This is a genomic window from Sporosarcina sp. E16_3, assembly GCF_017347125.1.
In the GTDB taxonomy this organism is placed as follows: Bacteria; Bacillota; Bacilli; order Bacillales_A; family Planococcaceae; genus Sporosarcina.
Window position 1 is genome coordinate 270,617 of sequence record NZ_JADPRX010000001.1, and the last position, 16,361, is coordinate 286,977.

A 16,361-nucleotide genomic window follows, 5' to 3' on the forward strand; every position below is an offset into this window, starting at 1 on the left:
ATAATCAATCTATTACTAGTTTACCCGACTAACACATTTGTTGAAAGATAAAATAAACCCCAGTGCTATATTTTAAGGCACTGGGGTTTACAATTTTTGTTAGTAGATAGATGTATTTTCTGCGGTTATATTTTCAAGAATCGCTTTTACGCGCGCAAGGAATTGACCGCAGACGAGACCGTCAAGAACACGGTGATCGAGTGATAGACATAAGTTCACCATATCACGCACACCTATCATGCCGCCCGCCATCACAACAGGACGTTTAACGATTGATTCAACTTGCAGTATTGCCGCTTGCGGGTGATTAATGATGCCCATTGACTGTACAGAACCGAAAGAACCGGTATTATTCACAGTGAATGTACCGCCTTGCATTTCCGATGATTTCAGTTTACCTGAACGCACTTTACCCGCAAGTTCCTGAATATCACGGCCAATGCCTTTTATTGTTTTTTCATCAGCATTGTTGATGACGGGAACGTAAAGGGAATCTTCCGTCGCCACTGCGATGGAAATATTGATGTCTTTTTTCTGAATGATTTTGTCGCCGGCCCACATCGAGTTCATCATAGGGAATTCTTTCAATGCTTGAGATACTGCTTTCACGAAGAATGCAAAGTAAGTCAGATTGAAGCCTTCCTTCTTTTTGAAATCATTTTTCAAAGAATCGCGGTATTGAACAAGACTTGTAACATCAACTTCAATCATCATCCATGCATGTGGCGCTTCGTGTTTCGAACGCAGCATATTGCTGGCGATTGCACGTCGCACGCCTGTAACAGGGATTTCGATATCACCTACTGCAACCGGTACATTAACTGGCTCCGTCGCTTTCGGTGCTGGTACAGATGGTGCCTGTGTAATCGGTGCCGAAGCTGCCGTTTCCACAACTGGCGCTACAGAAGCTACTGCTGCTGTCGGAATGTTGCCACTCTCGATGATAGCGAGCAAATCTTTACGCGTGATGCGCCCTTCTTTTCCTGAACCTTCCACAAGTGACAAATCAATGCCATTATCCTGTGATAGACGAAGTACTGCAGGAGAATAGCGTCCTGCTGCTGCTCCTTTTTCGCGATTCAAAGATGAAGTCGGTTTCCCAGAACCAGCTGCAGGTTCTGCTTTAGCTGGTACCGCTTCTACGGCCACTTCCGCAGTTCCACCACCTTCAGTTTCAATCGTACAAACAAGTGCTCCAACTGCAAGCGTCTCTCCCTCTTGTGCGATCAATTCCTTGATGACACCTGCAAATGAAGAAGGTACTTCAGCTGTTACTTTATCAGTAGTTACTTCTGCAAGTGAATCATATTTGTTAACTGTATCGCCCGGTTTGACAAGCCATTTCTCGATTGTGCCTTCTGTCACACTTTCACCGAGTTGTGGCATTAAAATATTTTCAATAGCCAATTGATTGACCCCCATCCCGATTAAAATTCTGCTTAAAATTCAGCAAGCTCACGCGCTGCCTTTTCAACTTTGTCTGGATTGACCATGAAGAATTTCTCCATTGTCGGTGCATATGGCATTGCCGGAATATCTGGTCCAGCAAGACGTTTAATCGGCGCATCAAGTTCAAACAGGCAGTTTTCAGCAATAATTGCTGCAACTTCACCCATAATGCTTCCTTCTTTGTTATCTTCAGTAACTAACAGGACTTTCCCTGTTTTTGAAGCTGCTTCGATGATACCTTCTTGGTCAAGTGGATAAACTGTACGAAGATCAAGGATATGCGTAGAAATTCCATCTTCTGCAAGACGTTCAGCTGCTTGCAACGCAAAGTGGACACATAGTCCGTAGGTGATGATTGTAATATCATCGCCTTCGCGTTTGACATCCGCCTTTCCAATTGGTAATACGTAGTCGTCTAAAGGCACTTCGCCTTTAATCAAACGATAAGCGCGTTTATGTTCAAAGAACAATACTGGATCTTCATCGCGAATTGCCGCTTTAAGAAGTCCTTTTGCATCATATGGCGTTGACGGGATCACGATTTTCAATCCAGGTGTGCTTGCGAACATCGCCTCAACAGATTGTGAGTGATAAAGCGCTCCGTGGATACCGCCTCCGAATGGCGCACGAATAACAATCGGACACGACCAGTCGTTATTTGAACGGTAACGGATTTTTGCTGCTTCCGAAACAATTTGGTTCACAGCCGGCATGATGAAATCAGCAAACTGCATTTCAGCAATCGGGCGTAAGCCGTACATTGCTGCACCGATACCAACACCTGCAATTGCAGATTCCGCAAGCGGTGCATCGAGTGCACGGTATTCTCCGAATTGATCGTAAAGACCTGCCGTCGCTTTAAAAACGCCGCCTTTACGTCCAACATCTTCTCCGAGAACGAAAACGCGATCGTCCCGTTCCATCTCTTCTTTCATCGCAAGTGTGATTGCATCGATATAAGACATAACTGCCATTATTCGTTCCCCCCATCTTCAGCATACACATGGAGCATCGCAGATTCAGGTTCAGCGTACGCAGCGTTTTCCGCATAATCGGTCGCTTCGTTCACTTCTATCATGATGCGTTCTTCCATTTCTTTTTCGAGTACTTCCGTTAGTACACCAACTTCTTTCAAATAAGCGGCAAACATAGGAATCGGATCCAATTTCTTCTCATTAGCAAGCTCTTCAGCATCACGGTATTGGCGTTGATCATCGTCTGAAGAGTGAGCCGTCAATCGGTAACAGATGGTCTCTACAAGACTTGGACCTTCTCCACGACGTGCACGATCTGCTGCTTCTTTGACCACTTTGTAGACTTCAAGCGGATCCGTTCCATCAACTGTAACACCTGGCATTCCGTAACCGATTGCACGGTCCGATACGTTAACACAGGCAAGTTGCATTTCAACTGGAACTGAAATTGCATATTTATTATTTTCAACCATGATAACAGTCGGCAATTTATGGACGCCTGCAAAGTTCATACCTTCGTGGAAATCTCCTTGGTTGGATGAACCTTCACCAAGTGTAACGAAAGTGATGAAATCTTCCTTCTTCATCTTAGCTGCAAGAGCTACACCAACTGCGTGTGGTAATTGCGTCGTAACAGGAGATGAACCTGTCAAGATACGATTTTTGCGCTGACCAAAGTGACCAGGCATCTGACGACCACCCGAGTTCGGATCTTCTGCTTTTGCAAATGCGGACAACATCAAATCTTGTGGAGTCATTCCGAAATGCAGAACAACGCCCATATCCCGGTAATAGGGTGCAATCCAGTCTTTATCTTTATCAAGAGCGAAAGCTGCTCCAACTTGTGCTGCTTCCTGCCCCTGACATGAAATAACGAATGGAATCTTTCCGGCACGGTTAAGGAGCCACATACGCTCATCAATACGGCGGGCCATCAACATTGTTTCATAAATTTGTAGTGCATCTTCATGTGTTAAACCAAGTTCCTCATGACGCGTTTTTGCCATTTCTAAAATCCCCCTTCTATGGTTCGCAGTCTTTTATCTTAGACTAATTGACACTGTTTTTCACATATGGATTGCTTTTCCATCGACAGCCAAAGCGGCCTCGCCCATTACTTCAGAGAGCGATGGATGTGGATGAATCGTGCTTGCTACTTCCCATGGCGTCGCATCAAGAACCATCGCAAGTCCTGCTTCTGAGATTAAATCGGTCACGTGTGCACCTATCATATGAACGCCAAGAATATCGTCTGTCTTTTTATCAGCAATGATTTTGACAAAACCATCTGAATTACCATTGACAAGTGCTTTTCCGATTGCCATAAACGGGAATTTCCCGACTTTGACGTCAAAGCCCTGTTCTAACGCTTGTTTCTCCGTAATGCCGACGCTTGAAGCTTCAGGACTAGAATAAATACAGCGAGATATTTTTGTATAATCAATCGCTTCGTTTTTCAGACCTGCAATATGTTCAATAGCCGCAATTCCTTCGTGTGAGGCAACATGCGCCAGTTGCAGCCCGCCAATAACATCACCAATTGCATAGATATGATGTTCTTTTGTTTGGAATGTTGGTCTTGTTTTAATAAAGCCATTGACGACTTCAATTTCTGTATTATCAAGGCCAATTCCCTCGACATTAGCTTGACGACCGACAGAAACAAGCATTTTTTCAGCTGTGAATGCCGTCGTTTCGCCATTCATTTCCGCAGAAATTGTGACAGATCCTTCTTTTTTAACGAGGGTTTCTGGGAGTACTTTTGCACTTGTCGCAAACGTGATCCCTTTTTTCGTCAACAACTTTTTCATTTCTTTCGAGATGTCATCGTCCTCAGTCGGAATGATTCGGTCTGCATATTCAAGAACCGTGACTTCCACACCGAAATCATTGAGCATAGAAGCCCATTCAATGCCAATGACTCCGCCACCAACGATGATAATCGACTTAGGAAGTGCTTCCATAGAAAGTGCCCCATCCGAAGACATGATTTGATTTTCATCGATGTCTAGACCTGGTAATGTACGTGGTCTAGATCCTGTCGCGATAATCAAGTTTTTCAGGATGAGCATTTCATTTTCGTCGCCGTTATTCATTTCGACCGAAATAGTACCGGGCATTGGTGAGAAGATTGATGGCCCAAGCATTCTGCCAAGTCCATCGAATACATCGATTTTCCCTTTTTTCATTAATGCTGTCACGCCGGCATGCAGCTGTTTAACAATACCGTCTTTTCGTGCTTGTACACGGCTAAAATCAAGGGATACGTCTTTTGCATTAACGCCAAAATCTGCCGCCTGGTTTTTCGCCATATCGAATACTTCAGCACTTTTCAATAATGCTTTACTCGGGATACATCCTTTATGAAGGCATGTACCGCCAAGTTTTCCTTTTTCAACAAGTGCCGTTTTCAGTCCCAATTGAGCGGCGCGAATCGCAGCGACATAACCACCCGTTCCGCCCCCTAAAATAACTACATCATATTCCCTTGCCATTATAGATGGCCTCCCTCACAACGACCCGTCAAGACGGGTAGATTTTAGCTATTTCTTCACCAGTTAGAACGCGAAGTGCGCCTTCTGCAAGTGCTTGTAGTTCGTCTTCTCCAGCATACACAACTATATCCGATATCCAGTCAATCCTGGATGTAATATCCTTCACAAATCCTTTGCCATAAGCTAGACCACCCGTAATGATAATCGCATCTACTTGACCGTGAAGGACAGCAGCTGCACTGCCAATTTCCTTAGCAACTTGATAGGCCATTGCCTCGTAAACTAGTTTTGCGTTTTCATCGCCATCTTCAATTCGTTGTTCCACGCGAACAGCATCGTTCGTCCCGAGATAACCAACGAGACCGCCTTGACCGACAAGTTTTTTCATTACTTCGTGGCGGAAGTACTCACCGGAAAAACATAGTTCGACGAGTTCCCCTGCAGGAACAGTTCCCGCACGTTCAGGGCTGAATGGCCCATCTCCGTGAAGTCCATTGTTTACATCAATTACTTTGCCGAATTCGTGCACACCGACAGTTATACCCCCGCCCATATGGGTGACAATCAACCGGAGGGTGTCGTATTTTTTACCGACTTGTTTTGCGTAGCGTCTTGCAACCGCTTTTTGGTTAAGTGCATGGAATATGGATTTTCGATTAATGGACGAAAATCCAGAAATCCGCGCGATTGGTGCAAGTTCATCGACGACGACGGGATCGACGATGAAAGCGGGAAGGTTTAGGCTGGATGCGATTTCATGCGCAATTATGCCCCCGAGGTTCGATGCATGTTGACCTGAATAACCTGTTTTCAAGTCTTGAATCATCGCTTCGTTAACAGAATACGTACCACCTTCGATTGGGCGTAGAAGCCCGCCTCGACCGCAAATGGCAGACAATGTAGAAATGATGATGCCTTCTTTTTCAAGTGATTGAAGAATTGCCTTTTTACGAAAGCTGTATTGATCGATAATGGAAGGGTACTGTGCAATTTCTTCTGAACTGTGCCTCAACGTACTTTCCATCAGTTGACTTTCGCCTTCAAAGACACCTATTTTTGTTGATGTAGATCCTGGGTTAATAACTAGGATCCTATGGTGATTTTCATACACAATAGGTCCTCCTTCCATATCAATGCAACTTCTTTCTTTTCTAAATGTTTAGCTACAGCGACCAGACGTAACAGACCGCTGTAGCCTACCTTAATTAGCGTCTTGAAAGTACGCTTTTTTCGTTTTGTAAGAAAGTACTTCTTGTATTCGCAACACGTGCAATGCGCTCTTCCGCCATGCGGTCAGCTGCAACATACGTTGGAATATTATCGCGTTTTGAGATAGCGAAAATCTTCCCGATTACGTCATAAATACCTTCGACACGTTTAAGTGCACGTTCACGGTTATAACCATCAAGTTCATCTGCAACGTTGATTACGCCACCTGAGTTGATAACGTAATCGGGTGCATAAACAATTCCCATTTCGTGAATTAAATCGCCGTGACGTGGTTCTTTCAATTGATTGTTAGCAGATCCTGCAATAACTTTTGCTTTCAATTGTGGAATCGTCTCATCATTTATAATTGCCCCTAGTGCACATGGTGCAAATATGTCTGCTTCTTGTGAGTAGATTTCATTGATGCCAACTGCTGTTGCGCCGAATGCATCAACTGCACGTTGAACAGCTTCTTCGTTGATATCCGTGATGATTAGTTTTGCACCTTCTTCATGCAAGTACTCACAAAGTGCATAAGCAACATTTCCGACACCTTGTACTGCTACTGTTTTACCCGCTAGCGAGTCATCGCCAAATGCTTCTTTTGCTGCAGCTTTCATGCCGTAGTAAATGCCATAAGCAGTAACAGGCGAAGGATTACCAGATGAACCTGATCCAGCAGAAGTACCTGTCACATAATCTGTTTCAAGATTGATTAAGTCCATATCCGCTTCAGTTGTTCCTACATCTTCTGCAGTGATATAACGACCGTTCAAACCTTCAATATAACGACCGAAAGCTCGGAACATTTCATCGTTTTTGTCTGTTTTTGGATTTCCTATAATAACTGTTTTTCCGCCACCAAGATTCAATCCAGCAGCCGCGTTTTTGTAGGTCATACCGCGCGCAAGACGAAGTGCGTCTTCAATTGCTTCTTCTTCACTTGCATACGTCCACATACGTGTTCCGCCTAGTGCCGGTCCGAGTGTTGTATCATGAATAGCGATGATAGCTTTTAGTCCTGATGCTTTATCCTGACAAATAACGAGTTGTTCATAATCCTGATGTTCCATATATTTAAAAATTTCCATTGTAAATTCCTCCTAAGGGTATCGTTCATTTTTATTGTTTTATTTTATCGAAAGAATTGCTAGTGCTAGTGAATACAGCTTACTTTCGGCACTATCCGCCCTTGATGTAAGAACGATTGGTGCTTTGGCGCCCTGGATAATCGCACCGACTTTCGCGTTGGCGAAGTACATTAGTGATTTGTAGAGAATATTGCCTGCCTCGATATTCGGAACGACAAGAATATCAGCTTTACCAGCTGTTTCCCCCGTAATCCCTTTTTGCGTTGCAGCCTTCACTGATACCGCATTATCAAGTGCAAGTGGCCCATCAATGATGCAACCGGTGATTTGACCGCGTCGATTCATGACAACTAATGAGGCGGCGTCTGTCGTTGGTGTCATCGCCGGATTCACTGTTTCGACAGCAGCCAGTGGAGCGACGATTGGTATAGGGACACCACAAGCATGCGCAGTAGCAACTGCATTACGAATGATTTGCGCTTTTGCCTCTAGGTCAGGTGCGATGTTCATTGCTGCATCTGTTACGAAAAGTAAACGATCATAACCGGCAACTTCAAACGCCGCGACATGCGACAGTATTTTCCCTGTCCGCAAACCGTACTCGCTATTCAACACAGCCTTGAGGATGGTTGACGTTGCTATGTTCCCTTTCATCAGCACATGTGCATGCCCACTTGAAACCGCTTTCACCGAAAGCGTCGCTGCTTGTTTATCATCTTCAGCGTGATGAATGCTGATTTTTTCATTAACCAGTAACCACGGATAATTTGATTGAATCAACTCGCCGATATGCCTTTCATCAGCGAAAAGCATGAATGAAGCAATGCCTTTTTCACTAGCAATACTAACCGCTTCAAGTACTTCTCGATCAGCGGCTGATGCGACAGCAACAACGGGACCTTTCTTCGATGCCGCCTGACTGATAAGTGAGTCGAGTGTAATCATTGTCTCTCCTCCTTTGACTACATGTCGATCAAATTAGACTGAATTTCTCCAGTTTATAATAAAGTGATCGCAGTGAAATACCAAGCCTATTGGCGGTTAATGATTTGTTGCCATTATTTTCACGAAGGGCCGTTTCAAGAATGGTTTTTTCGTATTCATCCATAATCGAAGTAAGAGTGCTTTTTTCCGGAAGAATCTGTTCCTCTTCCGTGTTTTCCCTAGATGACAGGGATTTAACCACGTCTTTCAAATCGATAACGGCATCTCCCGGCTCCATATAAATCATGGCGCGACTTAGTACGTTTTCGAGTTCTCGTACATTTCCTGGCCAATCATATTGCCCCAGCCGCTCCTGTGCTTCATCAGTGATTTTCTCAATATTCATCCCAAACTCCTGATTCAATTTCACTAGCAGGTGTCCAATAATTGATGGAATATCTTTTTTGCGAGACCGTAGCGGTGCAATTTGAATAGAGAGTCGGTTTAACACATAATAGAGTTCTTCAATAAACGTTCCCTCATGCATTGCCTTTTCCAAATTTTTCGTAGACGCTGCAATTATACGGACCGACAAATGAACGGGATAAGTCCCACCATTTTTGAAGATTGTTCCGCTTTTTAAATAGTTAAGCAGTCTCGCTTGAACTACAAGTGGCAAATCAACCACTTCATCAAGGAATAGCGTGCCCTTTTCAGACGCTTGGAAAAGTCCTGGCGTGCTATCATTCCCATCTTGAGAAACACCTGATTCTTGTCCGAATAACTCCGCTTCCAATTTAGATGGATGAATTGCCGAACAATTCACACGGATAAACTTATTGAACCGCCGGTCAGAGCTACTATGAATGGCATGTGCAAACAATTCTTTTCCTGTTCCCGCTTCACCTCGAAGAAGGATTGCGATGTCAGACTTGGCAGCTAACCTAGCCTGCTCTATTGAAATTTCAAGATCAGACGAACCGCCAAAGATATCATCGAATGTATAAGTAGATTCAAGTTCCCTAATAATTGTCCGTGCCTGGTCAAGTTCTTTCATCAAGTTGCGCATTTCAGTGATGTCATGAATGACACCAACACTGCCCTTCACTTGATGATCGACAATGATTGGTGCCACATTGACAATTACTTCTCGGTTATTTTCGCCGATACGCATATTGACACCACGAACCGGCTTTCTCGACTTGAGTACCCTCATATGGATACTTTCACCTTCGATAATATCTGCATTTGCAGGCTTGCCGATTATTTCATCTTCCGTAAGACCCGTAATCCTCGTGTAAGCTGGATTGACGAGGATCCCATTTCCATTATCGTCAACGACCGAAATGGCATCGTCACTCGAATGAATGATTGCTTCCAGCATAGTTTTCACTTTTTTCAGATCTGTGATTTCCTCCGCTAGCGCAACTACTTCCGTAATATCTTTAAATACCGCGAAAGCACCCACTTTTTTCCCGGCTGAATCGAAGAGTGGATAGCGGGAAGTAACTATTTTCAAGCCATTGCCAAGGATCTGTTCCTCATTCAGTTCCGCCTTACCTAAATTGAATACCCTTGGGAGCTCTGTCGTTGGAATTACGTCCGTAATCATCTGGCCAACAGCCTCTTCAATCGGGAAACCAATCATCTTAGAAGCACTTTTATTGAAGAAATCAACAGTTCCTTCTTCGTCGATTCCAACCATGCCTTCTTCAATTGAATCAAAGATCATTCGCTGCTTATGCATTTCTGTATGAATGCGCTTAATATATGTATCGTTCTCCTCAAGCAGCCTTACAAGGAGGTTTGCGACAGAACCAGGTATAAGTACGGTATGGGCAGGCCTCGCTTTTAATAGCGCCGAGAATACAGACTTGTCACCGGTTACATCGAAAATCATATCCAAATCGTCGGTCAGATAATTTGTCCAATCCATTCCATATGCAATACCCTGTTTTTTTGCACGAATTATTCCCGGTGCATGTTCATCAGTATCAATGATTGCGTTTACATTCATGAATTCTAAATTTTGGAGAAGGTCCAGTATTATCGATCCGCCTGTCCCCGCCCCGACAATGAGAACGTTTTGCAAGGATGTTCATTCTCCTTTTTTGAACCATGCAATCTATTGCAATTACAATTTCATCATACATGAAAGCGCTGTTCTTGACAATTAAATTTGAGTAGGTAAAATTAGATTCGGTAAGGAGTTGTTGTATATGGCACGTCTAGCAGCATTTATGGTCTTGCTAATCCCCGGACTTTTTGCGGCCGGCGGTATAAAATTAATGCGAGATTCGATATTTGGCGTATTATTTAAACCATTTCCGTTCATTTGGCTTCAATTCGTTGTAGGCTTTTTATTGTTCGCGGGCGGCCTGTGGTTTTTCGCAGGATTTTTATTGCGACGCGATCGACGAAAAGGACGCGTACAAGAACGGTTTAAACAACAGTAACAGCGTAAGCTTTACGACATGTTATCATAGGCCTACAATCTATTTGGAAGACCAGTAAAAGGACCAAGACATGTTCAACGTCTTGGTCCTTTTACTTATTGACTGAATCGATCTGGATAGTCCGTTATCCAACCGTCTATATAAGGGGGCGGATTAAGAGTGATTGGTTCTTTTCCAGTCATTCCATAAACCCGAATCTTTTTTCCTGATTGAAGCACATTCGTCAAAAAGGGCTCTTTTAACAATCGTTTGTGAAAATGGAATCCATCTGCACATGAATACCGATTAAGATTAGTCCAATCCACGCTCTTCTTTCCGATAAGAAAGGCTGTTTCCATTCGCTCGCTTTCCTCCTTGACCAGTTCAAGCAAGCGATAATCAAATGAGGAAATGTGAACATTCTCCATTACAGAAATAATATCAACAATCATTTTGATCAATTCGGGGCGATCCGAAACAGTTTCTTTCAATTCAACATTGAGAGCTAAATTGTTCTTTTCGCAAAATGACACCGCCTCTATCAATGTCGGAATACAGTGCCCGCAGAATAACCGTCTGTATCTTCTTCCCACACGAATTCTTGTGAGTTCTGTACTCGTCATAGATGAAATCATTTTCCGAATACCAGCAAGCCTTAGGAGCCCTGGGTCATGGATGACGAACGGCACTCCATCTTCTGTCAATTGCACATCTAATTCGATGCCGCCAGCACCTTGATCGACGGCCTTCTCAAATGCTTTCATTGTATTTTCAAAGCGGATACCTGATGAGCCCCGATGTGCAAAAACGGTCGGATTAGACATTCAAGACACCATCAATGATTTCAAAAATGCCTTTTGTCCCACTATGAAGCGTAGACGACTTGGATCCAATTAGAATGATTGTACCCGGATACGCTTCTTTTGTCACTTCAATCTGAGCGGGAACTGATTGCTTAATTTTACGCAACCCAAGTTGAATTTCTTTATCAAGTTCAACTATAGCATCTCTGTTCGATTCAATCGTTGCCAATATTTTTTCATATGCTTCCGCTTGTGACCCCTTCATAAGACTTCCACTATTCCTAAATGGGAGAGCATGTTGCTCAAGCTTTTCGATGATTCCTTGGCGTTCTTTCAAACTTTTAGCCATTTCTTGAACTTCCATATACATTACTTCCTTGTCAATCCCCTTCGCATTAAGGATTGTCTTTCGTTCGTGACTATTACCTGCAAATGCACATTCAATTTTATAAAGCGCCTTAATTTCCCCGCCAATAATTTTACCCTGATTTTTATCGATAAATACAGATTCTGCGATAACTTCTGTGCCAAGTAAATATAAGCCGACATGTACTTCTTTCCCATACAGTTTGCAATTATTCGCGTGTTTAACAAAAATATTCCCTTGTGCTTCGACAATCGTCAATCCGCCCCCGAAAATCCCACCTTTTATGTAGATGTCTCCCTCAGATGACTGAATTTCCTTCGCATTTGTGATACCTTCATTTCCTTCTACAGAAATATCCCCAGTCGCATTAACCGAGTATCCTGCAAGGACTGTTCCATATACAGCAACTGATCCGTCAAATTTAATCGAGCCCGTTTCAGGTCCGACATTACCACTGATAATTAATTGCTTCCCAACACTAATGACACCATCAATGCTTTCCAAGGCCCCACCGTGTGACGCCTTTAGCACTACTCTGTCCGCTTCTTGTTCGTCAGCCACTGACTTCGTGTCAAAGTAAATTTTCGCATCTTCGCCACGCCGTGCAGCGAGATCGTTACCTAAAACATCCTTACCGTCGATGCCCTCTTGTGGCGATGTTTTTTCGCCAAGCCAATCGCCTTGCTTGATGGGCGTAACGAAATTCATTTCAAAATAATCAGCAGAGCCGTCTTCACGGATCATCGGTCTTCTTTCTGGTATTTCTATATATGATACGACCGCATCTTCACCTTTTTGCGGCTTTCTTCCTAAAGCCGCTATAATCGATTCACCCGGTTTAAACGGCTCATCTTGCAAAATTGTCCTGCCGTAAATCACCCCGGTATCATCAAGCACTTTTTCAGCCTGATTTAGGATTGATTGTTTATTTTCTTCAAATTCCTTGGTTGACACATTTATGTAAAGTTGAGCGGTCATTTTATCAGCAGCGATAGCAACTTCTATAGTTGGAATCCAATTGCCTATTATATGTTCTGCTTCTACTTCTGTAAGCGCTTTCCTTAAAACTGGGAATGAAATGATTTTTAAACGCGGATGTTCACGCGTTATTGCATCGAACGATTTAAGTGGAAAACCATTCTTCTTGGTGCGCAATATCACTTTTTCCTCTCGTACTAAAAGATCGAAAAACTCATTTTGAACTAACACTGACGCTTCATCCTTTCTCTCTTACACATTATAGAGCATCCCAAACCGATTTGTCAGATTAATTAACTTTCAGTTAAAAAAAGCCTACCACACGAAAATAGATTCGAAGAGTAGGCGTAGCTATTATCACAACTAGGTCTTTTTCAATCAGCTCGCCATATGCTCAATACAAATTTTATCCGCTTTCATTGCGATGAATTCTGAACATGTTTTACCTATTTTAGAATTAGACTTTATAAAAGTTGTTATATCAACTTCAATTTCTTCTATACCTACTCAAAAAGCAGAAAGTTTATTGTACTATTTATAAAATTAGTTGGTCTATTCAAACTCGATTTTATCATCAATATATACGAATAGATAGCCTCCAATTGGAAATAAAAAAGTAGGCTTAGTCTTCTCGCCTGTATTGAGTGATCTACCACACCAACCAAATGAACACAATCCGTTTTCAGCAGATTAATAACCGGTCACAAAGGCGCTCTTAAATCTCTTTAGACAAATATCCTCTTTGTATAGAAGAACTTCCTTTGAATGAGCCTTAGCGTAGTTCTTCTATATCCTGTCTTTAGTTATTTGGCTCCTTTTCTTACCTTTTTAATTCCTCAGTCATCTTTAACATTTCTTCTGCTGTCATTTTCCCCATATGATATACATCCTTCATTTAAAAGCTCACAGAATCCACTTTAAGATACTTCGAATAAAAGTTGAATTAGCATAATAATATTAATACAGAAAGAACACACAGAGTCCTCGTATGACTCCGTGCGCCTATTTCTGTTCATTTATATAATTGATCGACAAATAAAAGTTCAACCTTCAATATATACGTTGTATATAGTTACTTTTTCATCTGCGCTTTCAGTTAGGAATCACATTTCACGATTCTAACTTAATGAATATAATGTATGTGTCAGCTTTTCGTCTTCATCAACCGAATTCAATAACTATCCATCTCTTCCTGTGTAATCAATCCATTCAGCAACACCTTTAGTCAGGAAGAGGGGATTCTCTTTGTAATTGATGATTTATAGTGGGAGATGAATTACACTTTAACTCTTTTGCTGTTTGCTAACTAAAATAGATATACTTCTTTCTGGACTTAAAAAAACCAACTAATCTAAAAATTAGTCGGCTTGTTGAGTCGGAGTTTATAGGAATAGATATTGAAGTTTAGTATAAATCCTGAAAATAGGTTGGCTTAGTAGCTCATGAAAACCCTTTCATACCAATAATCAGCTCGCCATATGCTCAAGACGAATCTTATCTGCGATCATTGCGATGAATTCTGAATTTGTTGGTTTGCTTTTCAAATGGTGCACTGTGTAGCCAAACATTTTTGAAATGACGTCGTAATTGCCACGGTTCCATGCGACTTCAATTGCGTGGCGAATTGCACGCTCGACACGGGATGCTGTCGTATTGTATTTTTTTGCGATCTCGGGATAAAGTACTTTCGTCACTGAACCAAGCAAATCGACGTCCGTGTAAACCATTTGAATCGCTTCACGAATGAAGGCATAACCTTTTATATGAGCAGGTACACCAATCTCTTTAATAATTGCTGTAATTGTAGTATCCAGCACTTTTTGGCTTACTGTTCCTGGCGCATACTCTCCGCTAGCTTGAGCTATCGGAACGATTGGTTTTCTTGTTCCTGCTACTTGGAATATCTGGTTTGCAAGTCGGTCGAATTCAAACGGTTTAAGCATGAAATAGGAAGCCCCTAGACTCGCAGCTTGTGTCATTACATCTTCCTGCCCAAATGCCGTCAACATAATTATATGCACATCGGCAGTTTGTGCATTTCCACTCAACGTTTCCAAAACCGCAATTCCGTCAAGATGTGGCATGATGATATCAAGTAATAAGACATCCGGCTTTTTTTCTTCTAACATCGACAGACATACTTTCCCGTTATGCGCCGTCCAAATGACTTCGATTTCAGGATGCCTTTCAAAGTATGTTATCATTGTCCTCACAAGTTCCTTGTTATCATCAGCAATCGCGACTTTCAGTTTATCCATTCCCGTTTCCCCCTTGTACGTTTATGACGACTTCTTTCCCTAAACATTAGCAACATTCTCTTAACTACACAAGGGAAATTTCGACGAATAGTGTAGTAACCCTCTTTTATTTAACAAAAATGAAACTTCTGACATATGGTTTCCCTAAACTTCGACCAATTCCATTCTTTTATAAGCGTTTGTCGAATCGTTCTCGATAAGCTTAACACGACAGGACAAAAGGGCCAACTCATTGTTCGAGTTGGCCCTTTTATTAATTTTCCCCGCTACGCATTTTCTCCAGAAAAAGGGCAGCACCTTTTTTGGGATCATCGACAAACATATGCGTTACTGCACCTGCAAATTGTCCATTTTGGATAACAGGGCTTCCACTCATCCCTTGTAATATACCCCCCGTCGCTTCGAGCAATTTGGGATCTGTTAATACGAAATGGAACTGGTCATGTTCTACTTCTGTAATTCGAATGGAAAATGATTCAACTTCTGTTCCTTTAATCGTTGTGTAAATTACAGCAGCGCCTACTTTTACTTCTGCTGGCTGCATAATCGTTAAAGGTTCGGCTAACACTTCCTTAGAATCACTGTTCCACGATCCAAAAATGCCATAAAGACCATTTATTCGAATCGTCCCTAAAAAATCATCGTCATCGACAATCGTTGAAATTTTATAACCTGGAATTCCGGGTACACTTTTTTTAATTTGATCGATTTCCGAAAGATAAATCGCTCCTGTTCTGAACGAAGGTGGTGATTTCAATGCACTGTCGATGATCTGATGACCGAGTGCACCGTATGTCCCTTTGTCCGGGTCGACATACGTCAAGGTCCCTGTCCCTTCTGTTCGATCTTTCAGGAATGGAAGGAGACGTTTCATCGCCTCGCCGTCTGCTAGAACCTGACTATTTCCCCCGTCTCGGATGACCTGCAATACGATTTCTTTCTTGTCACGCATCGAGGTTGATACTTTTTCGTACTCGTGAAGTGTACTGACTGCTACATTGTCTAATTGTCCGATTAGATCACCTGCCTTCAACCAGTTATCTTTACTGATCATGACATCATTAGTGATGTAGACGCCCGACAAATCCATCTTAATACCAATCGACTGCCCCATCGGTATCAGCGTTCCGTCTTTTGCAAATGCTGCATCTGTAGAGAATGGCACGACAAGTAAAAGCACAGAAAACGAAACGGCCAACTTAAACTGTCTACTCCATCCCATATTTCACCTCCCTTAATAAGATACTGTTGGTATGTCCGTTCAGAGGAATGTTATGAAAGGGTAAATAAAGCAAAAGTGGAACGAACATTAATTTCATTGCAATTTGTGACAATAAGTAAAAAAATAAAAAAAACGTGCATACTGTAGTATGCACGT

General features: G+C 42.4%; 13 protein-coding genes. 1 reads left to right on the plus strand and 12 read right to left on the minus strand.

The window, feature by feature from the left end; translation table 11 throughout:
* Nucleotides 1-99: 99 nt before the first annotated feature.
* The 8 genes from I2483_RS01310 to I2483_RS01345 form a co-directional block, all read right to left on the minus strand.
* Complete coding sequence (locus I2483_RS01310; protein WP_207173283.1) at nucleotides 100-1,407, minus strand: dihydrolipoamide acetyltransferase family protein; 1,308 nt, start codon at nucleotides 1,405-1,407, stop codon at nucleotides 100-102.
* Nucleotides 1,408-1,439: 32 nt separating this feature from the next.
* Complete coding sequence (locus I2483_RS01315) at nucleotides 1,440-2,423, minus strand: alpha-ketoacid dehydrogenase subunit beta (RefSeq protein ID WP_207173284.1); 984 nt, start codon at nucleotides 2,421-2,423, stop codon at nucleotides 1,440-1,442.
* Nucleotides 2,423-3,430, minus strand: a complete 1,008-nt coding sequence (locus tag I2483_RS01320) for a thiamine pyrophosphate-dependent dehydrogenase E1 component subunit alpha (protein ID WP_207173285.1) — start codon at nucleotides 3,428-3,430, stop codon at nucleotides 2,423-2,425. Before I2483_RS01320 ends, I2483_RS01315 begins: the two co-directional genes overlap by 1 nt.
* Before the next feature lie 60 nt (nucleotides 3,431-3,490).
* Nucleotides 3,491-4,918, minus strand: coding sequence for a dihydrolipoyl dehydrogenase (gene lpdA, locus I2483_RS01325; RefSeq protein WP_207173286.1), 1,428 nt, complete (start codon nucleotides 4,916-4,918; stop codon nucleotides 3,491-3,493).
* A 28-nt stretch (nucleotides 4,919-4,946) separates the two neighbouring features.
* Entirely contained in the window at nucleotides 4,947-6,029 is a 1,083-nt protein-coding gene (gene buk, locus I2483_RS01330) for a butyrate kinase (protein ID WP_481886307.1), read from the minus strand.
* 94 nt (nucleotides 6,030-6,123) lie between these two features.
* Nucleotides 6,124-7,218, minus strand: coding sequence for a Leu/Phe/Val dehydrogenase (locus tag I2483_RS01335; protein WP_186670540.1), 1,095 nt, complete (start codon nucleotides 7,216-7,218; stop codon nucleotides 6,124-6,126).
* 39 nt (nucleotides 7,219-7,257) lie between these two features.
* On the minus strand, nucleotides 7,258-8,160 hold the full coding sequence (gene yqiS / locus I2483_RS01340; protein WP_207173713.1) for a phosphate butyryltransferase: 903 nt from the start codon (nucleotides 8,158-8,160) through the stop codon (nucleotides 7,258-7,260).
* A gap of 31 nt (nucleotides 8,161-8,191) precedes the next feature.
* On the minus strand, nucleotides 8,192-10,234 hold the full coding sequence (locus I2483_RS01345) for a sigma 54-interacting transcriptional regulator (RefSeq protein WP_207173289.1): 2,043 nt from the start codon (nucleotides 10,232-10,234) through the stop codon (nucleotides 8,192-8,194).
* A gap of 127 nt (nucleotides 10,235-10,361) precedes the next feature.
* Between I2483_RS01345 and I2483_RS01350 the strand changes: the two genes are divergently transcribed.
* Nucleotides 10,362-10,598 (plus strand): DUF2627 domain-containing protein, encoded by a 237-nt coding sequence (locus I2483_RS01350; RefSeq protein ID WP_207173291.1) that lies wholly within the window; start codon nucleotides 10,362-10,364, stop codon nucleotides 10,596-10,598.
* 95 nt (nucleotides 10,599-10,693) lie between these two features.
* Here the strand turns inward: I2483_RS01350 and I2483_RS01355 are convergent, their stop codons facing one another.
* The 4 genes from I2483_RS01355 to I2483_RS01370 form a co-directional block, all read right to left on the minus strand.
* Nucleotides 10,694-11,401 carry a glycerophosphodiester phosphodiesterase gene (locus I2483_RS01355; protein WP_207173293.1) on the minus strand — a complete coding sequence of 236 codons (708 nt, stop codon included), beginning with the start codon at nucleotides 11,399-11,401 and terminating at the stop codon, nucleotides 10,694-10,696.
* On the minus strand, nucleotides 11,394-12,956 hold the full coding sequence (locus I2483_RS01360; protein WP_207173295.1) for a FapA family protein: 1,563 nt from the start codon (nucleotides 12,954-12,956) through the stop codon (nucleotides 11,394-11,396). The genes I2483_RS01355 and I2483_RS01360 overlap by 8 nt, the downstream gene beginning before the upstream one ends.
* Nucleotides 12,957-14,191: 1,235 nt before the next feature.
* The gene (gene spo0A, locus I2483_RS01365) at nucleotides 14,192-14,983 is read right to left on the minus strand and encodes a sporulation transcription factor Spo0A (protein WP_207173297.1); all 792 of its coding nucleotides are present in this window, start codon (nucleotides 14,981-14,983) and stop codon (nucleotides 14,192-14,194) included.
* A gap of 253 nt (nucleotides 14,984-15,236) precedes the next feature.
* Entirely contained in the window at nucleotides 15,237-16,205 is a 969-nt protein-coding gene (locus I2483_RS01370) for a SpoIVB peptidase S55 domain-containing protein (protein ID WP_207173300.1), read from the minus strand.
* Nucleotides 16,206-16,361 lie beyond the last annotated feature (156 nt).